The organism is Larkinella arboricola (assembly GCF_003259745.1).
GTDB classification, from domain to species: domain Bacteria; phylum Bacteroidota; class Bacteroidia; order Cytophagales; family Spirosomataceae; genus Larkinella; species Larkinella arboricola.
Genome location: NZ_QLMC01000002.1, coordinates 730,525 through 753,840, shown reverse-complemented (window position 1 = coordinate 753,840; position 23,316 = coordinate 730,525). Strand labels below are relative to the sequence as shown.

Here is a 23,316-nt window from a genome sequence, read left to right as displayed (position 1 = left end):
TTCGGGGTAATAAAATGCCATCCCGGAAAGAACGCTGGCATTGTCTTACTGAATTGGTGAACGCATTGCTTATTAATATCCCCCCGACTCAAAAACGCCGGGGGCAGACGGTACTGAACTGGATTACGGGCCTTGTAAGCGTTCTGATCATCAGTTTTTTTCTGTATTACATTGATGCTTATTCCGTTAATTTTCCGTTTCAGGACGACAATACCTTACTCGAACATATTTATCAAATCCGGAAAGAGCAAGGCTGGCAATACAATTTATACCAGTTTTTCCGGCCCGATAATGACCACCGTATTTTTGTTCCCCGGCTGATCAGTTACCTCAATTATCTGGCAACCGGCCACCTTAATTTTAAGCTCTTTATTCTGATTGCCTCCTTTAATCTGGTGCTGGTTACAGGTTTTATTTATCGGCTGTTCCGGCAGCTTGACCTTCCTTTCTATTACTTCCTGCCCATCCCCTTTCTGATTTTTCAACCCCAGTACCACGAAGTCAGCATCTGGGCCCTGACGGGCTTGCAGCACATCACCCTCCTGCTCCTGCTAAGCCTGTGCCTGATTTTACTACAAAAGCCAACCGGGGCCCGGATAGCCGTTGCGGTTGTTCTGGCAACGCTGGCGACCTTTACCCACGGCAACGGCATCCTGGTTTTTGCCACCGGCTGCTTTCTGCTCCTGCTCGAAAAACGCTACAAAACCCTCATTCCCTGGGGCTTTTTTATGCTGGCAGTCCTGGCATTTTATCTGGCAGATTATACACCTGGAAGTGGTGTCAGAAGCACCATTACCTGGTCGCTTTTACCGGCTGCCTTTGTTGCCCGGCTTGGGGCTAATTTCTCGGTCTTTCCCAATGTAGCTATCCCTGCCTCAATCACCTGGGGAACGGTGATTTGTTTGCTGGTTTTACCGGCCATGACAGGCTATTTTTTCACCTCGTTTAAAAGCCGTCGGCCCGTTGATTCCTTCCGCAATGTGTTGTATTCGTTTTTCTGTTTTATTTTCTTAACCTCCGCACTAATTACCGTTTTCCGGGCCTCTTCCGATCTGGTTCTCGAAAACCGTTTCAAGATTTATGCGGCTCTAAGTTCGTTGCTTCTGTACCTGTTTCTGCTCAACAGCTTTCCAATTCTGCGGAAAAGTATTCTGGTGATTTTCACGGGATTTGCTGCGCTTATTTTCGTCAATGCCTACGCGCTTAATACACCGGAAGTGGCCCATAAACACAGCCGACTGGTAGCTGATACGTACAACTGGCGCCAGCACCAGACGGAATTGAACAATTTCAGCACCATCGACAATAGTCTTTACTTTCTGGTGCCAGCCTATCAGCAGGGCTATTGGCAGGTGCCCGACTTAATCGGCGATTTTGACGCCTTACTGAAGACGACCCTACAGCAGAAAAATTTCCAACCGTATCATTTTGAAACGAAACGGTATTGGTACGAAGAAAACGAACATCCGCAGTTTTCCGTTGAAACGCAGTCGTTACCGATGGGGCGCCAGCACCTGCACGACATTTTAATGGTGGTTTTGTATAACGAAGCCCAGCAGAGAACCTATCTCACGGGTACGTCACCAAAATTTGCGGGCTGGCGACGTTTTTTGACCCAAGGCGTCTATTTTCATAGCAGTGCACGGGCCGTTTTGCCCCTAAAGGCCGTTCTGCCGGGAGAATACCGGCTGGGCTGCCTGCTGAAAAAAGCTGATGGCCAGCTGGAATTAATGATGACCCAACAGACCGTAACGCTCTAGTCGGATCAGGACTGGACCAGTCGGATCAGTAATTTGCGTAGTTTGCTGACGGCTCCCTCATCGCCAACCACCGATGCGCCCACGTCATACCATTCCGCCGTACCCAGGTTTAGATAGCGGCCCGGTTTGCGGGGCGGAGCCGACAGAGCTTCTTCGCTGTTGTAATCCACGCCGTAGAAAACCTCCATCATCGATTTGAGTTCTTTCCAGGGCAGGGTTGTCGAACGGTTCTGATTGTCGTGCCGGGTTTCCAGCCGAACTTCCCGTTGGCCGAACGAAGCCGTCAGACGGGCTTCGGTGCGCCCTCCGCTCTCTATTTCAACGTACGTTGCTTCAAACGGTTTTTCCCGGCCCGAAATTTCATACACCGCCTGAATCAGTTCCTGACTGAGAAACTGCCATTCGGTCCGCTGCGTAGGCGCTCCCGACCGGCTCCCCTGCGATTTCTGCTCGATGGCTACCAGAAAATACTCCTGATTATCCGTGAGTTTCTCCTCATCAAAAGCCTTCAACTGGGTTTTCCGCACCAGGTCGCCCACGGTTTGCGCCCAGATGGCCGGTAGCTGCCCCGACCACTGGTAATCATCGTTGAGCGTAAAACCTTCTCCAACAATTTCGTCCTCCTCCAGTTCGTCGCGGTCCGTGTAAGTCATCGTCAGCTCAATGGTAAGCCGTTTGTCCGCTGACGCGCGAAGAATAATCGTGAAAAAATGGGCATAGGGCGGTGGTACCACCATTGCCGTCTGATACCGGATTTCCAGTTTATCGAAAGTTGAATCAGTCATTCCAGGTAAAGAAATTTAAAAGGCGATTCGAAACCGCACTGCAAAAGTAGCACGGATTCCGTTAACCTTTCCGCATCCGGCTTTTCCGAATAAAATATACCGTGACGGCCTCCCTCAGAAGACTCAGGTATACCCCATCCACTCACTTGTAAAGTCCGTCAAAGCGGGTCAAGCGTGCGTACAGGCTGTGCATTGTCATTCGGGCTGGCGGATTTTACATACTCAAGAATATCGGCGGGTTGGCAATCAAGCACTTCGCAGATCTTTTCGAGCGTCGAAAAGCGAATCGCTCTGGCTTTACCGGTTTTCAGAATTGACAGATTCGACAGCGTAATATCCACCTGTTCGGCCAGTTCGGACAGCGACATTTTCCGGCGAGCCATCATGACATCCAGGTTTACAATAATCGGCATGAATTAGACTGTTAACGTGTTTTCTTCCTGAAGGACAATTCCTCGCTGGTAGACAATGGCAATGGCGTAAATGATCAGGCCGGTCATGAAACTGCCACCAACTTCGGTCACCAGATCGAAATTAGGGTTTGGGAGAGACTGATGAATCAACTGATTGAAAATGATGTAGTGGGCGAGCTTCAGAACATCCGAAACGCCAAACAAAATAGCCAGCGAAATCAGGTATTTAAAAATACGCTGTTTAAACGGTGTGGTAACGTTAACCTCACTGAAAATTCGTCTGAATAACCACAAAATGCCAATTGCCAACAAAAAATTGAAAAAGATTACCGAAAACGAATAATAGCCCAGGGCAGAATTAGGTTTCACTTCCAGGTGATAGCGATTGACAACGGGGCTGTAGCGAATCAGGCTATCGGGCGAAACGCTGGTTCCCGTATTCCTTCCGTTCAGATTAGCCCCGATAACCAGCGGGCTTTTCACATTAACGTTATACGTTTCCGTATACTTTTTATCCGCTACAAACGCCATCACCTCGTGGCTAAATTGAATACTTCCCGGCTCAGTCTTAATCCCCAGAAAGGTTAACGCAGCCATCAAGACCACACACCCCGCCAGGAAAATCATGATATAAAACAAAAAGCTGGTCACTATCCGGAGAAAGGAAAATACGGTCTGTGGTTTCATAGGAATTTCGCTGTTAAGTCCGTATCAAACATAAGCAAATTTCGCCTTACAACAACAATTATTTATCGAAAAACAATAAATAATTGTTGTAATACAACTAACACAAAACCAGATTATGCATTCTTGCCGGTTAGGAACGTGGCCACAATCCTTTTTTTGTCGATTTTTCCGGTCGGTGTTTCCTGAAATTCGCGAAGCGCAAGGATTTTTTTCGGCACGGCATACGGCCCCAGTTTCTGACGAATGGCATTTTTCAAGGCCTCCATGCGGCTTTCGGGCCACTCATTTTCTGCCTCCAGAAACAAAACAACCTGCTGCCCGAGCCGCTCATCCGGCACGCCATACACAAAAAACCGGCCCTGTATATGCTCCTGCGCCAGCACCCCGGCAACAACCTCCTCCACCCGCTCGGGCTGAATCTTTACCCCCCCGGTATTAATGATGGAATCAGCCCGACCGAGCAGCCGGAAATGCCCCTGATCCAGTAACTCCACCACATCATTGGTCTGGACCGTTTGATAATCGGTGGCTGCGGCTTTGATAAACAGGCAACTCCGGTTATCGACGCCAATCTCCACGCCTTCCAGCGCCCGGAATAGTTCGGTCTGATCCGGCCCGTTAATCCGGCGGACGGCGATGTGGGAGACGGTTTCGGTCATCCCGTAGGTGCTGAAAACCGGCGCTTCGATGGCCTGTAATCGACTGGCCAGCGCCTGATCAACGGCGGCCCCACCCACCAGAATGGCTTTCATCCGATTCAGGATCGGCAACGAATGCCCGCCCTGATCGAGCAGGGTTTGCATCTGCAAGGGGACAAAAGCCGCAAACGCAAACGAGTCTGCGTGGGCGTCAAACATCTGAAGCGGATTGGAAGCCGGTTCCACAACGGTCAATTCCAGCGCCAGTTCCAGCCCCCGCACCAGCATCATCACCCCGGCAATGTAATCGACGTTCAGACAGGCCAGTGCCCGGTCGCCCGCCTGAAGGCCGAACGTCTGGCCCGTCAGGCGGGCGCTGGCGGCCATCTGGCTGCGGCTTAAGGTAATGGGTTTGGGCGTACCGGTGGAGCCGGACGTGTGCAGGGTAAAGGATGATTGGCCCGAAAGCCAGGCCCGGCAAAAGCGGACGGCTTTGGCTTCGTAGTCAGATTGGGGCTCGGGTAAATAACCGGGGGCGATTCGCATGAGTTGTACAGAATGAATCGCAAAAATAAGCTACTTTTGCCCCGATTTGTTGTATTTACACCAAGCCTTTGAGCACAACGGTATTGAAGTAAAAAACGGCTTGTGATTGGCTCGGCCCTTTCGGAAAACAGCGCTTTCAGGATCAAAGCAACCTGCTGACCGAATGCCGTAGCCCGTGTAAAACCGACCACACACTAGCATGAAGGAGGAATTTGAAAATCCGATTTCGGTTGACAAAGTAACCGACAAACCCGGTCTGCTCGAATACGCGCACTCCGTCGGCAGCGCCATCATCAAACCCGAGGACAAGGGGAAAATAAAAGGCCGGTCGGTTACGGCCATGCGCGAACAAACCGATCTGCAACTGTCGCAATTGTACCGTCAGATGCAGTTGCTGGCGGAGCAGGCCACGGCCATCCGCAACCGCGTGGAAGTATCGGAACGGATCTACAACGCGCAGATGGGATTTGAGCCTATTGTTGGACACACCTATTATTTCTACGAGAAAAAAGACGGTACGGACGTGCTGTCGATGATTGCCCCGCACGAGTGGGGCCGCGTCAACCCGTTCCGGCGGTGTGTGGCCACCGTCCGCATGATGGCCGACCACACCTGGGATGTCCAGTATCACGACAGTGACTATTCGGAAGAATAAACCGGAGGGGTTGGTTTTAAAGCGCAGGACGGTGTCGTTTCTCCGCAAACTCGCCAGCCTTTAAACCGCAAAACCGATATCCAACCAATTTCATCATTAAACATTACTAGCACATGCAGAGTAAGTATCCCTGGGAAACCATCAAAGAATACCGCGAGATTCTGTTTCAATATTATGAGGGTGTTGCCAAAATCAGCATCAACCGGCCCGAGAAGCACAACGCCTTTACACCACTGACTGTCAAGGAAATGAGCGAAGCCATGGAACTGGCCCGGCAGGATGAGCGCGTGGGCGTGGTTATTCTGACCGGCGAAGGTGGCAAGGCGTTCTGTAGCGGGGGAGATCAATCGGTACGTGGACACGGGGGGTACGTGGGCGAAGACAGCGTACCGCGCCTGAACGTGCTTGATCTACAGATGCAGATCCGGCGCATTCCGAAGCCCGTCGTAGCGATGGTGGCTGGCTGGGCCATTGGCGGAGGACACGTGTTGCACGTGATCTGCGATTTAACGATTGCCGCCGAAAACGCCCGCTTCGGACAAACCGGTCCAAAAGTTGGTAGTTTTGACGGTGGTTTTGGCGCATCGTATCTGGCCCGGATTGTGGGGCAGAAAAAGGCCCGTGAAATCTGGTATCTGTGCGACCAGTACGACGCACAGGAAGCCCTGGACATGGGCCTGGTCAACAAAGTCGTTCCGCTGGAGCAACTGGAAGAAACGACGCTGGAGTGGTGCCGTAAAATGCTGGAGAAAAGCCCCATTGCGCTCCGGATGCTGAAAGCCGCCTTTAATGCCGAACTGGATGGTCAGGCGGGCATTCAGCAACTGGCGGGTGATGCCACCTTATTATATTATTTATCCGAAGAAGCCAAAGAGGGCAAAAATGCGTTTCTTGAAAAACGCAAACCCGATTTCGGCCAGTTTCCTAAATTCCCTTAAACCGTAACCATGATTGATCTGCACATTGAATCGCAGTCTAGTGTCCCCAAATACCGTCAGATTGTCAACGCGGTAATTAACGGCATTGAGATTGGCACCCTGAAACGGGACCAGCAGTTGCCGTCGATTAACGAATTGAGCGAGGAATACTACCTGGCCCGCGATACGGTCGAAAAAGCCTACAATTACCTCAAGAAGGAAGGCATTATTCAGGCCGTGCAGGGCAAAGGTTTTTTCATTCGGCGCGACGGGCCGGGGCAATTGCGCGTTTTGTTGCTGATCAACAAATTCAGCGCCTACAAAAAAATCATTTATTACGCGATGGTGAATGCGCTCGGCCCCAATGCCGTGGTCGATCTGCGCATTCACCACCACAGCGCCCAGCGGTTCAAAAAACTGCTGGAAGAAAATCTGGGGCAATACCATTATTATGTGGTGATGCCGCACTTCTACGAAGAAACCGAGCAGGTGAATGTTGTGAAGCTGCTGGAACAGATTCCCGCCAATGAACTGATTATTCTGGACCGGGAAATCCCGGAGCTAAAAGGCGATTATTCCGTTGTGTACCAGCAGTTTGACCGCGACATTTACGAAGCCCTGGAATCGGGTCTGGACGTCTTGGAGAAGTACCGGAAGCTCACGCTGGTTTTCCCGAGAGAAGTGTATTACCCGCGGGAAATTGTGCGGGGTTTCCGCAATTTCTGCGTCCATTACCACAAGGAATTTGAGCAGCTCGACACGCTGACAGGCCGCGAACTGCAACCGGGCACGGCTTATATTGTACTCGAAGACGGTGATCTGGTCGAACTGGTCCGGCAGGCCAAACAGCGCGGCTGGCAACTGGGCCACGATATTGGCGTACTGGCGTTCAACGAAACACCCCTGAAAGAAGTTCTGGCCGACGGGATTGCCGTGCTCTCAACGGACCACGAAAAGATGGGCGAAACAGCCGCCCGGTTTATTCTGGAGAAACGGCACGAAAAAGTTAAAAATCCGTTTCAGTTAATTCGACGGGCGTCGCTGTAAGCCATCGCGGGTGGTACCGTTTCTTTCAAACGGGCCACCCGGATGCCCGAAAACTGACGGTTCGCTTTGATGTAATCAACCAGCGGCTGCTCCGAGATGGCCACTTCGCCGTATTGCGACGAAGCGTGCAACAGATGCGCCCGACGGATACCGTCCTCGTCCGTTTGCCAGATCACCATGCCGACGTGTTTCATGTCCAGGCCCGGGCGCGCGGCTGTCAGCATAATGATATCGCCGTCCTGGAGGCATTTTTCAATTTTCGGGATCTGCTGTTTGGGAATAAACCAGTATTGCTGCTGACTGATTGCCAGCTCGACCTTCGCGATTTGCTTACGGATGGCAGGGTTCGAAAGCTGCGGGTATTTGTAGGTGTATTGGGTCATGTACGAGATCGGTTTCTTCACCCGGATACCACCAATCAGGCCGGTTACGTCTTGTACAATGCCTTTCTGCTCGTTGTCGATCAGCCATTCCGAGAAATAATGCAGGCGGCTGGCAAACCCGTCAATCTGGCCATTTCGATACCGGATGCGTGTCAGGTTTTCCCGGAAAAGCCGGGAAAACTGCGCGGTGTCCTTTTCATTGGTCAGCTGGTGCCGCGCCAGGGCAAGAGCCAGGGTCGTTTCCAGAAATGTTGTGCAGTCAAACGCCTGAAAATCCACGACTAGTTGCTCGGATTCGTTGCCGTCCAGCGTATTCCCCTCGTAGGGACGCCCCTGGAACGACTTACTAATGGCCACGGCGGTTTGGGCCGGGGTGGATGCGGGCGCTACCATTACCTGACGAAGCGATAAATCGGCAAAGGAATCCTGAGCAAACGAATGGGTAAACGGTATGACAGCAACCAGACAGGTAAACAGTTTCTTCATTCAGCTACGGTGGTTAAGAATGCCGTAAGATTGACCGTGAAAATACGAAAAAAACGTCAAAGGCTACTATTCTCTACTTTGTTACGACCCCAAAAGATGGCCAAAGTCACGTTGAATTTGCTATCAATTTAATTTTTTGAGTTTCTGACTCTGCTTACAATCAGGCTACCCTATTCAATGATCCTAAAATCGATCCGGGATAAAAATCCATTCATCAAAACCGCTGCTCCTTATTTGATTTCCAGCACAAGCACTCCTAACGGCGGCAAATCAACCGGCACTCCGGCCCGGGCGGCCACTTTCAGCTTTGTTTTGGTCCGGAAAATGTCCGTAAACGAATAGGTTTTTGCGTCGTCCAGCTTCATGGTTTTCCAGGCTTCCACGGGAATGCGAACCGTGGTTTTAGCCGGTTTTTCTCTATCAAAATTGCAGACGATCAGGAGCTTTTGCTTGCCTGAATGCCGCAGGTAACTATACAGGCGGTGCTGGTCGTAACCGGCGCTCTGGCCGTTGTTGTTCACGTACTGAAGGTCGTAGAAAGCGCCGGTCCGGATGGCGTGGCTGCCATTGACCAACTGGTTGAGCTGCTGGTAAAATTTTCGCAGTTCCTTCTGGTCGTCAGTCAGTTTGCCGCCGTTGAACAGGGCGGGTTTGCCTTCGCTGCCGTTGGTCCAGGCCTGGTATTCCGGAATTCCCCAGTAATCGAAAATGGTGGTGCGCCCGTCTTCACCCTGAAAACCCTCGGCCTGCGTGGAGTTTACGCCCACTTCCTGCCCGAAATAAATCATCAGCGGACCGGTGTGCAGGGTGGTCGACAAGGTCATGGCCGGAACCGCCGTCCACGGATCGTGGGCAAAAAACCGGGAAGCAATGCGCTGTTCGTCGTGGTTTTCCAGAAACCGCAGCATATGGTTGGCGTAGTCGCCCGATTCCTGCTGCCAGACGCGGATTATGTTCTCCACCGTGCCTTTGCCCTCCATCAGTTCCCGAAGGGCATCGTACAGACCTACTTTATCGTAGAGGTAATCGAATTTGCCGGTAAAAATATAGTTGCGGTATTGCTGCGGGTTATAGATTTCGGCAATGAAGATAACCCCCGGGTGGGCGGCTTTTACCTGCGGAATGGCCCAACCCCAGAACTCGACCGGCACCATCTCGGCCATGTCGCACCGGAAACCATCGACGCCTTTTGCGGCCCAGAACAGCAGAATATCCCGCATTTTCGTCCAGGTCGACGGCACAGGGTCGAAGTGGGGCTGGCGGTTGTTCAGGTAATCGACGCCGTAGTTGAGCTTGGTGGTTTCAAACCAGTCGTTAATGCTGGGTTGCGCGCTGAACACGTCGTTGCCGGTGGCTTTCGCCGGGTTTTCCAGGTAGGGAGCTTCCGGTGTTTCGGGCGTAACGACACCTGCCGGAACCTGAAACGACTGACCGGGCAGGTAATAGAAATTGTTCTGCGGATCAAACGCTTTGCCGGTATCGTCGCCCTCACCCAAATCCTGAACGCCCGCCGGTTTGGCATCCGAAAAATACTGCCGGGCCACGTGGTTGGGCACAAAATCAATGATGACTTTTAACTCATTTGCGTGCGAACGCTTCAGCAAATCCTCAAACTCCTGCATCCGGTTGGCCACATCAACGGCCAGATCGGGATTCACATCATAGTAATCCTTGATGGCATACGGCGATCCCGCCCGCCCTTTGACCACCGCCGGATGGTCTTTCCGGATGCCAAATCCGGAGTAATCGGTCATCAGGGCGTGTTCAATAATACCCGTATACCAGACGTGCGAGACGCCGAACTTCTTCAACTCCTGAAGGGCTTTCGCCGTAATATCGTTGAACTTCCCAACGCCGTTTTCGTCGCGGCTGCCCCAGGGCTTGTTGGTCGTCTTCTGATTCCCGAAGAGACGCGTAAAAATTTGGTAGATAATAAGCTTGTCCGATCTTTCTTCCTGCGGTTCAGAGGTATCCATGCGTAACAGAATGGGTTCGTGGGCAACGCTCGCAACGGTGTGCAGCAGGCCCGTGGCAACCAGCACGGAGGTAAACGTCCGGCGGTTCATTTTTAATACGTGATCGACCGATGTACGGGTCTTCATGGTCAAGATACGAATTTACATATGCCTCCCAGGCCCGTCCGGTCGGATTCAGTGGCAAATTCGTAAACTACTGGCAAAATGAAAAGAATTCCTTTATTTTGACATATTAATGGCAACTAAGCCGATACCTGCTAACCGTATGAATCGTTGCTTTACCGTCCTTTTCCTTCTTGCTCAATTTATCCTTGTTTCCAGCAGGGCGCAAACCGGCGCTATCCGGCGCATTGACCCGACAAACTGGTGGGTGGGCATGAAAAACCAAACCCTGCAATTGATGGTCTACGGCCCACAAGCCGGATCAATGACGTACACCATCACGTATCCAGGCGTCCGATTGCTGAAAACCCACAAGGCCGAGAATCCGGATTTTGCCTTTCTGGACCTGAGCATTTCGCCAGCGGCCAAACCCGGCCAGTTTCAGGTAGTCGGCAAAAACGGCTCACAAACCGTATCGCGGCCCTATGAACTAAAACCCCGGACCAGCGGCCCCAAAGCCCAGGGCGTTTCCTCCGCCGATTTCATCTACCTGATTATGCCCGACCGCTTTGCCAACGGCGACCCGTCCAACGATGCTTTTCCCGATATGCTCGACACAAAAGCCGATCGGTCTATCCCCCACCTGCGGCATGGTGGCGATTTGCAGGGCATTACGAACCACCTCGATTATTTGCAGGAACTGGGCGTAACGGCCATCTGGATGACCCCGGTGCTGGTCAACGACGAAACGTTGAAGCAGGAAGCACCCGACCGGATGCAGGCGGGGTATCACGGCTACCATTTTACGGATCACTACCAGATCGACAAACGGTTTGGAGGCAACGAAGGCTACCGGCAATTCGCGCAGACGCTCCACCGGCGGGGCATGAAACTCGTACAGGATGCGGTCTATAACCACGTCAGCGATGACCACTGGCTGTATAAAAATCAACCGTTTAAAGACTGGTTCAATCAGTGGCCCGGCTACACCGGCAGTTCGCACAAGGACCAGCCGCTGTATGACCCCTATGCTTCGGCTGCTGACCGGAAACGGCTGCTCGACGGCTGGTTTACCCCGTTTCTGCCCGACCTGAACCTGCGTAATCCGTTTCTGGCGACGTATCTGATTCAGCACGCCATTTGGTGTACGGAACAGTTTTCGCTGGATGCCTGGCGGGTGGACACCTACAAATACAACGACCTGAATTTCCTGAATCGCTGCAACCAGACGCTCCTGACGGAATTCCCGAAACTTCATATCTTCGGTGAATCGTGGGTGGGAAGTCCGGTGGCGCAGGCGTTTTTTGTCAAAAACAAAATCGATCAGCCGTTCAAATCCAATCAGCCGGGCGGGCTGGATTTTGTGCTATACGACGCCACGAACGCGGCCCTGCGCGAAGAGTTCGGCTGGGATACGGGCGTTAACCGGTTTTACCAGGCGCTGACCACCGACGGTTTGTACACCGATCCGCAAAAACTGGTTACATTTCTGGAAAACCACGATACGGACCGTTTTCTGTCGGTGATCGGTGACGATCTAGCCAAGTATAAAATGGGCGTTACCTGGTTGCTGACGACGCGGGGCATTCCGTCGTGGTACTACGGTACGGAGGTGTTGATGAAAAACACCAAGAATCCGTCGGATGCCGAGGTGCGCCGGGACTTCCCTGGCGGCTTTCCCGGTGACAAGGAAGACAAGTTTACCGCAGCCGGTCGGAGCAAACGGGAAAACGAAGCCTTCGATTTTGTAAAAAAACTGGCTAATTACCGCAAAAACACGCCCGTGCTACAATCCGGCAAACTGATGCAGTACGTTCCCCAGTTAGGCACCTACGTCTACTTCCGGTACGATAATGCCAAAACCGTGATGGTGGCGACCAATTCAACCGATCAGGAAATTGCACTGGACACCAAAAGGTTTGCCGAGCGGATGACCGGATTTACCCGGGCTAAAAATGTGCTGACCGATGAAACCATCAGCGGTCTTTCCCTGATAAAATTACCGCCCAAAACGGCGGTTGTGCTCGAATTAAGCCGGTGAGTGGGTGGTGATAAAACGCGCCAACGGTATCTATTAAGTCTATTTTTATCACTTTATTGCGGCATACAACCTGACCGAACCAAGCCCCAATGCCCATAAAAGCCCTATTGTTTGACCTCGACGGCGTTATTGTCGATACCGCCATTTTCCACTACCAGGCCTGGCGACGCATGGCCAATAGCCTCGGATTTGACATTTCTGAAGAATTCAACGAGCAGCTAAAAGGCGTCAGCCGGACCGAATCGCTGGACATTATTCTGGCGCACGGTGGTCTGACCCTGTCCGACGAAACGAAAGCCGAACTGGCCGCCCGGAAAAACGAATGGTACCTCGAACTGGTTTCGCAAATGACGCCCGCTAACATGCTGCCGGGCGTAACCGACTTCTTTGCGCAGGTGAAAGCCGCCGGACTGAAATCCGCTCTGGGTTCGGTCAGCAAAAACGCCCGGCTGATTCTGGAACGCATCGGAATGCTCGACGACTTCGACGCCATCATCGACGGAACGAAAATCAGCCGGGGCAAACCCGATCCGGAAGTATTTCTGAAAGGAGCCGCCGAACTAGGGGTTCAGCCGGACGAATGCGTGGTCATTGAAGATGCCGTAGCCGGTATTGAAGCCGCCAAACGGGGCGGTATGCTGGCCGTGGGAATTGGCGAACCGACGGTTCTGACGCGGGCCGACCTGGTGGCAGGCTCGCTGGCGGCATTAACGCTGAATCAGGTTTTATCGTTATCGGTAATGAATCGCTAACGGTATTTTAACAAAAGAAACCATGCAAAAAATAGAAACGGCTCAACGGCTTCAGGAGCGAATCCGGACCGTTCTGGCGACCGTCGAGCGCGAATTTCGGCCCCTGACCGACGAGCAACTGAACTGGAAGCCAGACACCCGGCAGTGGAGCATCACGCAGTGTTTGCAGCACCTTAATCTGGCCGAACGGTTTTACATCCGGAATCTCCAGAAGAAAGTAGACGACCTCGGGCTGATTCAAACCACGCCGACCGATCAGTCGCTGGAAGCCGGTATGGTGGGCCGGTTGCTGCGCTATGCCGTTGATCCTGACACCAAAATGAAGCTGCCGACGGTTTCGTTCATGAATCCCCGCCCCGATCTGAATGCCCGGGAAGTGATGCAGCAGTTTATCGAATTACAACAGCTCCTGCACGAGTTGCTCGACAAAGCCCCATACCTCGACTGGAACCGCGAAAAAATAATGACGCTGTTTGGTAACTGGATCAAAATCAGTGTGGGCGACGCCTTTCTGATGCTCGTGGCCCATACCGAACGGCACGTCAATCAGGCCCTTCGCGTGAAGCAGCAGGCCACCGGGGCCGTGTCAAACTAAACGTTTTCCTGAAACTGGCCGATAAATTGCTGAATACCGTCTACGGATGGCTTGTCCCCAACGATTCTAAAAAACGAGTATCGGATGAAACAGTATTTGAAGCACGACCCCTGGTTAATTGTTGAAGAAGATTTCCACCGCAACTACAACGAAATTACGGAAAGCGTCATGAGTCTGGGCAACGGACGCATGGGCCAGCGGGGTAATTTTGAAGAGCATTTCTCGGGTAAAACCTTGCAGGGCAACTACATTGCGGGCGTGTATTACCCCGATAAAACCCGCGTGGGCTGGTGGAAAAACGGGTATCCCGACTACTTCGCCAAAGTCCTGAACGCAGCCAACTGGATCGGCATCGACATTACAATCGAATACGAATCCCTCGATCTGAACACCTGCGAGGTGCGCGATTTTCGGCGGGTGCTGAACATGCGGGAAGGCTACCTTGAACGGTCTTTTGTCGCCGTTCTGAAAAGCGGAAAAGAGCTTCAGGTGAACACCAAACGGTTTTGCTCGATTGTTGACGACGAAGCCGGGGCCATCCGCTACAGCCTGACACCCCTGAATTTTGACGCCAAGATTACCGTTGAACCCTACATCGACGGCAACATCCGCAACCGGGATTCTAACTACGACGAAACGTTCTGGGACGAGGTGCGGAAAGAAACCGCCTACGGAGAAGGCTATATTGAACTGCGGACCCGCAAAACCGGATTTCACGTTTGCTCGGGTATGTGCGTCGAGATTGAGCAGAACGGTGTCCGGGTCGATTTTCAGTCGCAGCCCATCCGGCGGGAAAAATACGTGGCCAACCGCATGACGCTCGATTGTCAGCAGGGTCAGGAAACCGTCATTTATAAATACGCCGTCAACCTATCGTCGCTCAACCACGACCCGGATTTCATGGTTGGCGAAGCGCACAAATCCATTCAGCGCATCACCCGGAAAGGCTTCGACCGGATGCTACTCGATCAGCAGCAGGCCTGGGCCGACAAATGGAAGACGAACGACATCACGATTGAAGGCGATGCTGCGGCCCAGCAGGGCATCCGGTTCTGCATTTTCCAGCTTAACCAGACCTACACCGGCGAGGACGAGCGGCTGAACATCGGCCCGAAAGGATTTACCGGCGAAAAATACGGCGGCTCCACCTACTGGGATACCGAAGCCTACTGCCTGCCGTTTTACCTCTCCACCGCCGACCAGAAGGTGAGCCGAAACCTCCTGCGATACCGGTATAAACATCTGGAGAAGGCCATCGAAAATGCCCGGAAGCTGGGTTTCAAAGCCGGGGCCGCGCTTTATCCGATGGTGACGATGAACGGCGAGGAGTGCCACAATGAGTGGGAAATCACCTTTGAGGAAATCCACCGCAACGGGGCCATCGCCTACGCCATTTACGACTACATCCGGTATACGGGCGACGAAAATTACCTGGTCGAATACGGTCTGGAGGTACTGATTGCCATTAGCCGGTTCTGGAGTCAGCGCGTCAACTGGTCGGAGGCCAAGCAACAGTATGTGATGCTGGGCGTTACGGGACCAAACGAGTACGAAAACAACGTCAACAACAACTGGTACACCAATTACCTGGCTACCTGGACGTTGCGCTATACGATTGAAGCCGTCGGACGCGTGAAGGAGTTGAACCACGAGAAGTTTAATGAACTGTGCGACCGGATTCACTTCCGCGAAGAAAAGGAAATTGCGACCGCCCGGCACATTGTTGACCATATGTACTTTCCTTACGACGAAACCCGGCAGGTATTTCTGCAACAGGAATCGTTTCTGGACAAGGAATTGATGACGGTCAACGAGATTCCGAAAGGCCAGCGTCCGCTGAACCAGCACTGGTCGTGGGACCGGATTCTGCGTTCGTGCTTCATCAAACAGGCCGATGTGCTGCAAGGAATCTACTTTTTTGAAGACGATTTTGACGAAAATACCATTCGCCGGAACTTTGATTTCTACGAACCAATGACCGTCCACGAATCGTCGCTATCCCCCTGCGTCCACTCGGTGCTGGCGTCGAAACTGGGCATGAAAGACAAAGCGTACGAAATGTACCTGCGCACGGCCCGGCTGGACCTCGATGATTACAACAACGATACGGAAGACGGCTGCCACATCACCTCGATGGCCGGAAGCTGGCTGGCCGTCGTCAAGGGGTTCGGCGGGATGCGAATCAGGAACGATCAGGTGGTCTTAAACCCGTACTGCCCGGACAACTGGGAGTCGCTGGCCTTCAAAATCCGTTTCCGGGGTGCCTTGCTGGAAGTGAAAGTAACCCAAACGGATGTAACGGTTCAGAACTTCTCCGGCAAGCCTGTAGAAATTTTACTGTTCAATGAAACCGTATCCGTTGCCCCAAACAGCAAAAGCCGGATTGAAAAAACGGCTGAGGTAGATTAAGTCAGATTCCGGAGCGGTTTTACGATCGCTCCGGAAAACACCGTACTTTCGTTGTTGGCAAAACCGTACTATGCGTACCCTTTTTTTAGCAAGCCTGCTGGTTATAGGTCTACTTTCTGGTCCACTCCCCTCCTCCGCCCAATCGCCCGTACCGGTTATTCTGGATACGGACATGGATTCGGACGTGGACGATGTAGGGGCGCTGGCCATGCTCCACGCCTACGAACGGGCCGGAAAAGCCCAGATTCTGGGGGTGATCGTCACCAGCGACGAAGCCCATAGTGCCGCCTGTACCGACGCCATTAACACCTTCTTCGGACGGGGCAATCTGCCCATCGGGGTCAGCCAGCGGGATTCGCTGAGAAATTTTTCAAAATACACGCAGGCCGTTGCGCAGGAATTTCCGCATAAAGTAACGAACAGCACCGCCGAAGACGCCACAACGGTATACCGTCGCCTGCTGGCCGCCCAGGCCGACGGCAGTGTGGTCATCATCACGATTGGTCACCTGACCAGCCTGAGCCGGTTGCTCAATTCGGGCCCGGATGCCGCCAGTCCGCTGGATGGTCGGGCGTTGGTGGCCAGAAAAGTAAAACGCTGGTCATGTATGGGCGGCCAGTTTCCGAAGGGCAAAGAAGCCAACTTCTACCGCCCCGACCCCGCTTCGACTGTCAATTGCCTGCGGAAGTGGACGTTGCCTGTAACGTTTGCGGGGTGGGAAGTGGGCCAGCAGATTGTAACGGGTGGAGCGGCTTTCCGGGAACGCTGCCCGCAGAAAAGTCCGGTTTACCGGGGGTACGAAAAATACAACGGTTTTCAGGGCCGGGCCAGTTGGGATCAGGTCGCCATACTGGAAGCAGTCGAAGGGATTGAGCCTTATTTTTCGGCCGAAAAAGGGCAGTGTATCGTGGCCGCAGACGGCAGCAACGAATGGCAGTCAACACCCCAAACCAACCACCAGTATCTGAAAATAAAGGGGTCGCCGGAGGTGGTTCAGCAACGAATCGAAACGCTGATGCTGGGGCGTTAGAGCTTACTTGCTGCGCGTGTCTTCCCAAACCAGCACCGGATTTCGGGCTTCCCGGGCAAAGTCCGGGCAGCGCCCATCTCCTTTTCCGGTAAAACCGCCGTCAGGGGCACAAAGCGTGTCGCAGCGGGCAATCACCACACTTGGAATATCGCAGCAACGGGGCGGGATATAATACACCTCCTGACCTTTAAATTCATACCGATACACCCGCGCCGGTGGATTCCAGACGGTTTCCTGCCTGATTTTTTCGATTACCTGCTGAATGCAATCCGGAACCGTCGCCGGGGCCGGATTTTTCTCCTGACAGCCGATAATTACCGTCAAAATGAGTATACTCACAAAGGTTTTCATGGCGCCTGTCGTTTATTGATTAAAGACTCAAAATGAAGCAGGAAAGTTGGAGCATACTCAGAATTAATGGGTTTATCTCTTTTGCAAGTCTATTCCTCCTGCTTTTCTTTTCCTGCGAAAAACCGGCTCCCAAACACCTAACGCCCGCTTTTTATTCCTGGCAGACTACCTACCAACCCGCTTCTTCCGATCTTCAACTCCTTCGTCAGCTTCACATTCAAAAACTTTATGTACGGTATTTTGATGTCGATTGGGACCCGGCCACGCAGTCGCCCCTGCCCAAAGCCGTCGTTAGGTTTGCCCACAAACCCGCTGGCCTGACGGTGGTGCCGGTAGTTTTTATCACCAATCAGACCCTGCTTCGTTGCCCGACTTCGGCGGTTCCGGTTCTGGCCGAAAATATCTTCCGGAAAATCAGCCAGCTTAGTCAACAGAACGACATTATCTTTCAGGAGCTTCAACTGGATTGCGACTGGACCGCCCGCAGCCGCGACCGGTATTTTCAGTTGCTTCGGGAAGTCAAAAACCGTTTTCGGGGTACGGTTTCGGCCACCATCCGGCTCCACCAGATCAAGTATGCCGACCAAACCGGTATTCCGCCCGTTGACCGGGGTATGCTGATGGTCTACAATATGGCCGACTGGAAACGGCCCGAAACCCGAAACTCCATCTTCGATCTGGCAGTTGCCGGGCGGTATCTGGACCAGCTCGAACACTATTCGCTGCCGCTGGACGTTGTCTTTCCGTTGTTCCGCTGGACGGTCGTTTACCGCAACAACCGGTTTCTGACCTTGCTCAACAATGTCGATCAGACAACGCTGGCGGCTTTTCCGGCCCTGCAACCGAAAGACGAAAACCGTTTCGTAGCGGTACGCGACACGACGGCACTGGGCTTATCCATCCGCCGGGGTGATGTCTTCCGAACCGAAGCGTGCCAGCCCGACGACCTGATGAGCGCAAAAGAATTGGTGTTATCAAAAATTAGTAACCAAAAACTTACATTTGCCCTCTATCATCTCGATTCTACCGTTCTTTCGCCGTATTCCCATGCGTTTCTCCAGTCTCTTTACCGGCCGTCTCCGTAGCCTCTTGTTGTCGCTTGCGATCCTGATCGGTTTCGCCTGCGGGCCGAGCACATCCGACATCAATGAGTTCATGAGCTTTTTCATGCCGGAAAGCAGCCAGGCATCGGTTCGCGATCAGGTATACCATTTTACTCCGCTGTTGTACCGGTATGCAGATTCCTTTGGTCCGGCAAAAGACTCCCTGCAACCCGACCCAAACGTGCTGGCCTGGGAAACGTATACGCAGAAAAAAGTAACCCAAACCGCAATCGTCAACGCGTTGTATAACCGCGACACCAAAGCGTCGAACGAACTGGTACGCTGGGCTACCGCATCCAATCCAGCGGCTTTAACGTACCTGAATCTGGCCTGGCGAGCCGAGGAAGCGGCCCCCAAACCGCGCAATAGCTGGGAAATGGATGCAACTCCGCAGGATACGTCGACGGTTCGGTTAACGGCTTTGCTGAACGAAGCCCGCGCCGGGTATGCAGCCACGCAGGATGGTTTTCTGAAAGAACGGTATGCCTTTCAGGCGGTTAAGCTGGCGGCTCTGGCGAAAAAATATGAGCAAAGCCGGGTTTTGTATGATGAACTGGTCCGCCCCTTGTCGAAAAAAACGTTTCTCAGCGATTGGGCGTATAGCCGTCACGCCGGGGCGACGATGGCAGTAGGCGATACGGCCCGGGCTATTTACGAATTTGCGCAGGTATTTGACCGCTGCCCCTCGCGTCGGCGCGAAGCCGAAGCCAGCCTGCGGATTTACGGGATCCGATTTCGGGAAAAAGCACTTGATTACTGTGCCAACAATCACGAAAAAGCTGCGGTGTATGCGCTCTGTGCCATTCAGCCAAAGCAGGATGCCCTGCCGTTTTTGAAGGAAATGGTTCGGTTGAATCCGGAAAACCCGCTGATCGAACTGGTCATGGCGCGGGAAATCAACCGCAATGAATATTATTTCTTTCAGGATGGTGCGCCCCTTTACGGCTACGACGAGACCAGCCGGGCCGACTCCCTCCGGTTTGTAAACCGCCAAAAAGAAGCGCCCGACTATTTTGAGCAGTTGAGGAGTTTCGCGCTGGAATCGGCAGAAACTAAAGCGTTGAAAAACCCGGCTTTCTGGTATACCGCCACCGCTTATCTGGACTACCTCGGCAAAGCGTATGCCGACGCCAAAAAGCACCTTGATCTGGCGAGTCAGCAACCAACCACAAACCCGGTCCTGAAAAAACAGATCGCCCTGCAACAGATGTTGCTACTGACGGCCCAGACCGAAACCATCACCCCCGAAGCTGAAAACCAACTTATTGGCTATCTTGAACAGTTTGGCAATTCGCTCAATTTCTACATGACGAACGCCTTTGTGGAAACCTGCAAGCAGTGGGCCGCTAAATACGGCTACGGAAAAGCTGCGGCAAAAGAATCGGGCGGTTTTCTGGCGGGTTGTTTCCGGTCAAAACCGGCGCAATCGAACGGCCCCAACACCGCCAAAGCATTTCTGCTGACAGCTTTGACCTCGTCCCAACTGAATAAAAACGAAATCTACTTTAACAGTCATTCGGATTTATACGACATTGAAGACACCACGTCGGCGGCAACCGTTCGGCAGGTAGTCGCTTTTGCCACCAATGCCAACCAAACCGATTTTGACAAACGCCTGCTTCGGTTAAGCGGTTTTACGTCCGATGCGCTGCACGTTCTTTTGGGAAGAAGATTGCTGGCGGAAAATAAGTACGCCGAAGCCGCCGAAGCCTTCGCCAACGTAAACGCTAACGTATGGCAAAACGAGCCTTTCAAAACGTACTTTAACGAAGACCCCTTTGCCGTTAACCTGATCGGCAAAAAAACCGGCACCAATACAACCAATCCGTATACGCCGGTGACGTTCCTGAAAAAGCTGGTGGAACTGGAAAGTCAGGCCAAAAACGCATCGGGAGACGCAGCCGCCCACCTTTATTACCAACTGGGCTGCGGAACATTCAATCTGAGCTGGTTTGGAAACGCCTGGATTCTGGAACGGGCCCGCTGGAGCCGGTCCGAACCCAATTTATACCAGTACACTTACCATCAGGTCCAGAATCCGCAACGGAACCAGGCCCTGGATTCGCTGAGTAAACAGGATTATTACACCACCGCAGCCGCAAAAGCTTATTTTGAAAAAGCCATTTCGGCGGCTCAAAATCCGGAACTGGCTGCAAAAGCCTGCTTCATGGCCGCCCGCTGCGAACAGAATGCCTTCTGGACCCGGCAGGAAACCGAACTCGCCAGGCGCGGTTACGCGACCGACCCCGAACCGTTTAACGCCGAAATGAAAAAGCTCCGCCGGTCGGAATACACCTCATTTCTGTCAAAATTAGCGCAGCAATACCGCCAGACCCAGTTCCACCGGGATATGATCCGGGAGTGTGCGACGTATGCGGATTTTGTAGCCGGGAAGTAAAGGACAGTCCGGGTTAGCGTTTCTTAAAGCGTTCGCCAAAGTAAAACGTCAGTCCAACCGCCATGTAACCCCATTTGTCCGTGCTGTTTTTTCCGTAATGATTGCCCTCCGTGTAGGCCAGACTGCCCGGTTTCATGATTTGATTGTTGCCGTCCAGCGTCGCATCCAGCTTGTCGGTCCGGACGAAGTTGAACCGGATATCACCGAATATGCTCATCTGTCTCGACAAAGCCGTTGCCACCCGAATGCCTGTCAGCCAGACCAGCTCGTGCGTGTTTCTGATTCCGGCTTTCCCGCGGGTTTCAATCCCGTCGCGGGTCCGGTGGCTGTTCTGGTTGTTGGTCAGCCGCTGCAAGGCTCCCGTCGTCAGGTTGTGAGCTTCGGCCCGGAAAAACAGCAGACCGGTTCCCACATAGGGCCGTACTTCCACCAGTCTTTGCTCCTGACGAAACCACGGCAAAACATCCACCGAAGCCGCCAGCGCGACCTGGGTAAACCGGGCGGAGGATGCGGAATGATAAAACTCATCCTGCTGGGCCTTCAACGTTCCGTAATCAACCGGGACCTCAACCGCGAGGATGTTGGTAATGGGCACCGTCAGGGAAGCGCCCAGAAAGGGCGTTGATTGCAGGTCTTTAAGATCACCAAATAATTGCGTCAAACCACCCCGAATGGCAAAGCTGGCAGGCTGCGAGTCCTCCCAGCGGCTTTGCGGACGGCGCTGAGCCGATGAAGTCAGCGTGGTCAGAATTGATAAGAAAAGACTAAACCCAAAGCGAAATTTCCTGTTCATTTGTCGTGCGGATATGAATTTCACCTTAGACGATGCGCTTTTGAAAAAGTCATTCTTTTAGCCTCATGACCAGCCCTACCCCCCCTGACAACGGTTTCGACGGCATTGCTCCTTTCTACGATGCGCTTTCCCGTCTCGTATTCGGGAATACGCTGCGGAAAGCACAGGCCCACTGGCTCGACCGGATTCCGCCCGGAGCCGATATTCTGGTGTTGGGGGGCGGTTCGGGCTGGTTGTTGTCGCGGCTTTTAGCGGTTTGCAAACCCCGTCAGGTTATTTATATCGATGCGTCGGCGGTTATGATTGAACTGGCCCGCCAAAAAGTCAATAACGACAGACGCGTTGACTTTCGGGCGGGTACGGAATTAGCGATCCAACCCACTGACCGGGTCGATGTGGTCATTACTCCTTTCGTGCTGGACTTATTCACCGAAGAACGCCTGAAAACCGTTGTTCTCCCCCGTTTATTCTCCAGTCTGCGCAACAACGGTTTGTGGCTCTGCTGCGATTTTCTGGAACCGCGCGTTTGGTGGCAACGGATATTGCTCTGGTGTGAATACCATTTTTTTCGTACCATCAGCCATATCGAAGCAGACCGGTTACCCAATTGGCCGCAATTATTGAGTACGCACCTCCCCCTGACGTTCTGCCAGATGAAACCCTTTTTTGGGGGAATGATCGGGAGCGGCTATTGGCAAAACCGCCCACCAGCCAGTGACTAATTCCTGGAACCCGTCAAACAGATGATGCTTTCTCAACTCTTTTAGTATATTTGGTTTTCCATCCGTGCTACCCAATTTTATTAGACCAATTCCGACGACACGTTGTCTAACCCATCCCCATGTGGAAAAATTACCTTAGAATAGTACTTCTGACGGGGCTGGTTGGTTCTGTCTGTTTTATTTCGCCCGGTTCTTTTTCTTTACCTATCCATCCAGCCCGTCCCGATTCCCTGAACTGGCCCAAAACATTTGGATTTGGCAAACCGGCAGCCGCCCAACAAATTGCACGCCTGGATACGGATGTACGACCGGATGGCAAAGGACTCCCCAGCGGAAGCGGCACCGCCCGGCGGGGAAAAACCATTTATGCCGCCAAATGTGCCAGTTGCCACGGTGCAACGGGTGTGGAAGGACCCAATGATCAACTTGTCATTGTCCAGGGATTAACAGATCCGGCCACGAAGGCCAAAAACAAAGTAATTGGCAATTACTGGCCCTACGCTACTACCGTTTTCGATTATATCAAGCGGGCAATGCCATTCAACCAGCCGGGTTCGCTGACGAATCAGGAGGTGTACAGCCTGACGGCTTTTCTGCTGCACGCCAACGGTTTAATCAAAGAAACTGACATCATAAACGCTCAGACATTGCCCAAAGTCCTCATGCCCAACCGCGACTCGTTTGTCCCGGATGATCGACTGAACACCCCGGCGGTTCGTTAAACGCA

Annotated in this window: 21 protein-coding genes; 13 read left to right on the top strand and 8 right to left on the bottom strand. The window is 52.8% G+C overall.

From position 1 onward, the window contains the following. Positions 1-65 precede the first annotated feature (65 nt). Positions 66-1,760 (top strand): hypothetical protein, encoded by a 1,695-nt coding sequence (locus LX87_RS10235; RefSeq protein ID WP_111628103.1) that lies wholly within the window; start codon positions 66-68, stop codon positions 1,758-1,760. 5 nt (positions 1,761-1,765) lie between these two features. On the opposite strand, the gene LX87_RS10230 is transcribed toward LX87_RS10235, so the two are convergent. From LX87_RS10230 to LX87_RS10215, 4 genes are all read right to left on the bottom strand, one after another. Continuing rightward, positions 1,766-2,545 carry a hypothetical protein gene (locus tag LX87_RS10230; protein WP_111628102.1) on the bottom strand — a complete coding sequence of 260 codons (780 nt, stop codon included), beginning with the start codon at positions 2,543-2,545 and terminating at the stop codon, positions 1,766-1,768. A 158-nt stretch (positions 2,546-2,703) separates the two neighbouring features. After that, complete coding sequence (locus LX87_RS10225; RefSeq protein ID WP_111628101.1) at positions 2,704-2,958, bottom strand: helix-turn-helix domain-containing protein; 255 nt, start codon at positions 2,956-2,958, stop codon at positions 2,704-2,706. 3 nt (positions 2,959-2,961) lie between these two features. Beyond that, on the bottom strand, positions 2,962-3,645 hold the full coding sequence (locus tag LX87_RS10220) for a DUF2975 domain-containing protein (RefSeq protein ID WP_111628100.1): 684 nt from the start codon (positions 3,643-3,645) through the stop codon (positions 2,962-2,964). 113 nt (positions 3,646-3,758) lie between these two features. Next, positions 3,759-4,829 carry an AMP-binding protein gene (locus LX87_RS10215; RefSeq protein WP_111628099.1) on the bottom strand — a complete coding sequence of 357 codons (1,071 nt, stop codon included), beginning with the start codon at positions 4,827-4,829 and terminating at the stop codon, positions 3,759-3,761. A 199-nt stretch (positions 4,830-5,028) separates the two neighbouring features. Between LX87_RS10215 and LX87_RS10210 the strand changes: the two genes are divergently transcribed. The 3 genes from LX87_RS10210 to LX87_RS10200 all read left to right on the top strand — a co-directional run bounded on the left by LX87_RS10210 (position 5,029) and on the right by LX87_RS10200 (position 7,448). Continuing rightward, positions 5,029-5,484, top strand: coding sequence for a DUF2452 domain-containing protein (locus LX87_RS10210; protein WP_111628098.1), 456 nt, complete (start codon positions 5,029-5,031; stop codon positions 5,482-5,484). A 113-nt stretch (positions 5,485-5,597) separates the two neighbouring features. Then, positions 5,598-6,422, top strand: a complete 825-nt coding sequence (menB, locus tag LX87_RS10205) for a 1,4-dihydroxy-2-naphthoyl-CoA synthase (protein ID WP_111628097.1) — start codon at positions 5,598-5,600, stop codon at positions 6,420-6,422. 9 nt (positions 6,423-6,431) lie between these two features. Then, entirely contained in the window at positions 6,432-7,448 is a 1,017-nt protein-coding gene (locus tag LX87_RS10200; RefSeq protein WP_111628096.1) for a GntR family transcriptional regulator, read from the top strand. Here LX87_RS10200 and LX87_RS10195 read toward each other — a convergent pair. Beyond that, on the bottom strand, positions 7,421-8,317 hold the full coding sequence (locus LX87_RS10195) for an N-acetylmuramoyl-L-alanine amidase-like domain-containing protein (protein ID WP_111628095.1): 897 nt from the start codon (positions 8,315-8,317) through the stop codon (positions 7,421-7,423). The two genes, LX87_RS10200 and LX87_RS10195, sit on opposite strands and share 28 nt — an antisense overlap. Before the next feature lie 230 nt (positions 8,318-8,547). Continuing rightward, positions 8,548-10,419 carry an alpha-amylase family glycosyl hydrolase gene (locus tag LX87_RS10190; RefSeq protein ID WP_111628094.1) on the bottom strand — a complete coding sequence of 624 codons (1,872 nt, stop codon included), beginning with the start codon at positions 10,417-10,419 and terminating at the stop codon, positions 8,548-8,550. A 139-nt stretch (positions 10,420-10,558) separates the two neighbouring features. Between LX87_RS10190 and LX87_RS10185 the strand changes: the two genes are divergently transcribed. From LX87_RS10185 to LX87_RS10165, 5 genes are all read left to right on the top strand, one after another. Then, positions 10,559-12,436, top strand: a complete 1,878-nt coding sequence (locus LX87_RS10185; protein WP_111628093.1) for a glycoside hydrolase family 13 protein — start codon at positions 10,559-10,561, stop codon at positions 12,434-12,436. 89 nt (positions 12,437-12,525) lie between these two features. Further along, the gene (pgmB, locus tag LX87_RS10180; protein WP_111628092.1) at positions 12,526-13,188 is read left to right on the top strand and encodes a beta-phosphoglucomutase; all 663 of its coding nucleotides are present in this window, start codon (positions 12,526-12,528) and stop codon (positions 13,186-13,188) included. A 22-nt stretch (positions 13,189-13,210) separates the two neighbouring features. Beyond that, a complete protein-coding gene (locus LX87_RS10175) occupies positions 13,211-13,783 on the top strand; it encodes a DinB family protein (protein WP_111628091.1) in 573 nt (190 codons plus the stop codon). A gap of 84 nt (positions 13,784-13,867) precedes the next feature. Then, positions 13,868-16,192, top strand: coding sequence for a glycoside hydrolase family 65 protein (locus tag LX87_RS10170; RefSeq protein WP_111628090.1), 2,325 nt, complete (start codon positions 13,868-13,870; stop codon positions 16,190-16,192). A 70-nt stretch (positions 16,193-16,262) separates the two neighbouring features. Next, positions 16,263-17,222, top strand: a complete 960-nt coding sequence (locus LX87_RS10165) for a nucleoside hydrolase (RefSeq protein WP_111628089.1) — start codon at positions 16,263-16,265, stop codon at positions 17,220-17,222. Positions 17,223-17,225: 3 nt separating this feature from the next. Here the strand turns inward: LX87_RS10165 and LX87_RS10160 are convergent, their stop codons facing one another. Further along, on the bottom strand, positions 17,226-17,573 hold the full coding sequence (locus tag LX87_RS10160; protein ID WP_229310611.1) for a DUF6970 domain-containing protein: 348 nt from the start codon (positions 17,571-17,573) through the stop codon (positions 17,226-17,228). A 32-nt stretch (positions 17,574-17,605) separates the two neighbouring features. Here LX87_RS10160 and LX87_RS10155 point away from each other — a divergent pair, with 32 nt between their 5' ends. Further along, positions 17,606-18,658 (top strand): hypothetical protein, encoded by a 1,053-nt coding sequence (locus LX87_RS10155; RefSeq protein ID WP_111628088.1) that lies wholly within the window; start codon positions 17,606-17,608, stop codon positions 18,656-18,658. Then, positions 18,621-21,074, top strand: a complete 2,454-nt coding sequence (locus LX87_RS10150; protein ID WP_170139342.1) for a hypothetical protein — start codon at positions 18,621-18,623, stop codon at positions 21,072-21,074. The genes LX87_RS10155 and LX87_RS10150 overlap by 38 nt, the downstream gene beginning before the upstream one ends. Before the next feature lie 13 nt (positions 21,075-21,087). Here the strand turns inward: LX87_RS10150 and LX87_RS10145 are convergent, their stop codons facing one another. Next, a complete protein-coding gene (locus LX87_RS10145; protein ID WP_111628086.1) occupies positions 21,088-21,867 on the bottom strand; it encodes a hypothetical protein in 780 nt (259 codons plus the stop codon). 65 nt (positions 21,868-21,932) lie between these two features. Here LX87_RS10145 and LX87_RS10140 point away from each other — a divergent pair, with 65 nt between their 5' ends. Together LX87_RS10140 and LX87_RS10135 are read left to right on the top strand one after the other, a co-directional pair. Beyond that, complete coding sequence (locus tag LX87_RS10140) at positions 21,933-22,589, top strand: class I SAM-dependent methyltransferase (RefSeq protein ID WP_111628085.1); 657 nt, start codon at positions 21,933-21,935, stop codon at positions 22,587-22,589. Positions 22,590-22,708: 119 nt separating this feature from the next. After that, entirely contained in the window at positions 22,709-23,311 is a 603-nt protein-coding gene (locus LX87_RS10135; RefSeq protein ID WP_111628084.1) for a c-type cytochrome, read from the top strand. Positions 23,312-23,316 lie beyond the last annotated feature (5 nt).

What these genes read in the sequence shown, in the direction of transcription:
- LX87_RS10230 (WP_111628102.1), bottom strand. Translation starts at nt 2,545, where the DNA reads ATGACTGATTCAACTTTCGATAAACTGGAAATCCGGTATCAGACGGCA.
- LX87_RS10210 (WP_111628098.1), top strand. Translation starts at nt 5,029, where the DNA reads ATGAAGGAGGAATTTGAAAATCCGATTTCGGTTGACAAAGTAACCGAC.
- LX87_RS10155 (WP_111628088.1), top strand. Translation starts at nt 17,606, where the DNA reads ATGAAGCAGGAAAGTTGGAGCATACTCAGAATTAATGGGTTTATCTCT.
- LX87_RS10140 (WP_111628085.1), top strand. Translation starts at nt 21,933, where the DNA reads ATGACCAGCCCTACCCCCCCTGACAACGGTTTCGACGGCATTGCTCCT.
- LX87_RS10170 (WP_111628090.1), top strand. Translation starts at nt 13,868, where the DNA reads ATGAAACAGTATTTGAAGCACGACCCCTGGTTAATTGTTGAAGAAGAT.
- LX87_RS10135 (WP_111628084.1), top strand. Translation starts at nt 22,709, where the DNA reads ATGTGGAAAAATTACCTTAGAATAGTACTTCTGACGGGGCTGGTTGGT.
- LX87_RS10145 (WP_111628086.1), bottom strand. Translation starts at nt 21,867, where the DNA reads ATGAACAGGAAATTTCGCTTTGGGTTTAGTCTTTTCTTATCAATTCTG.
- LX87_RS10185 (WP_111628093.1), top strand. Translation starts at nt 10,559, where the DNA reads ATGAATCGTTGCTTTACCGTCCTTTTCCTTCTTGCTCAATTTATCCTT.
- LX87_RS10195 (WP_111628095.1), bottom strand. Translation starts at nt 8,317, where the DNA reads ATGAAGAAACTGTTTACCTGTCTGGTTGCTGTCATACCGTTTACCCAT.
- LX87_RS10220 (WP_111628100.1), bottom strand. Translation starts at nt 3,645, where the DNA reads ATGAAACCACAGACCGTATTTTCCTTTCTCCGGATAGTGACCAGCTTT.
- LX87_RS10190 (WP_111628094.1), bottom strand. Translation starts at nt 10,419, where the DNA reads ATGAAGACCCGTACATCGGTCGATCACGTATTAAAAATGAACCGCCGG.
- LX87_RS10160 (WP_229310611.1), bottom strand. Translation starts at nt 17,573, where the DNA reads ATGAAAACCTTTGTGAGTATACTCATTTTGACGGTAATTATCGGCTGT.
- pgmB (WP_111628092.1), top strand. Translation starts at nt 12,526, where the DNA reads ATGCCCATAAAAGCCCTATTGTTTGACCTCGACGGCGTTATTGTCGAT.
- LX87_RS10200 (WP_111628096.1), top strand. Translation starts at nt 6,432, where the DNA reads ATGATTGATCTGCACATTGAATCGCAGTCTAGTGTCCCCAAATACCGT.
- LX87_RS10225 (WP_111628101.1), bottom strand. Translation starts at nt 2,958, where the DNA reads ATGCCGATTATTGTAAACCTGGATGTCATGATGGCTCGCCGGAAAATG.
- menB (WP_111628097.1), top strand. Translation starts at nt 5,598, where the DNA reads ATGCAGAGTAAGTATCCCTGGGAAACCATCAAAGAATACCGCGAGATT.
- LX87_RS10150 (WP_170139342.1), top strand. Translation starts at nt 18,621, where the DNA reads ATGCGTTTCTCCAGTCTCTTTACCGGCCGTCTCCGTAGCCTCTTGTTG.
- LX87_RS10215 (WP_111628099.1), bottom strand. Translation starts at nt 4,829, where the DNA reads ATGCGAATCGCCCCCGGTTATTTACCCGAGCCCCAATCTGACTACGAA.
- LX87_RS10175 (WP_111628091.1), top strand. Translation starts at nt 13,211, where the DNA reads ATGCAAAAAATAGAAACGGCTCAACGGCTTCAGGAGCGAATCCGGACC.
- LX87_RS10165 (WP_111628089.1), top strand. Translation starts at nt 16,263, where the DNA reads ATGCGTACCCTTTTTTTAGCAAGCCTGCTGGTTATAGGTCTACTTTCT.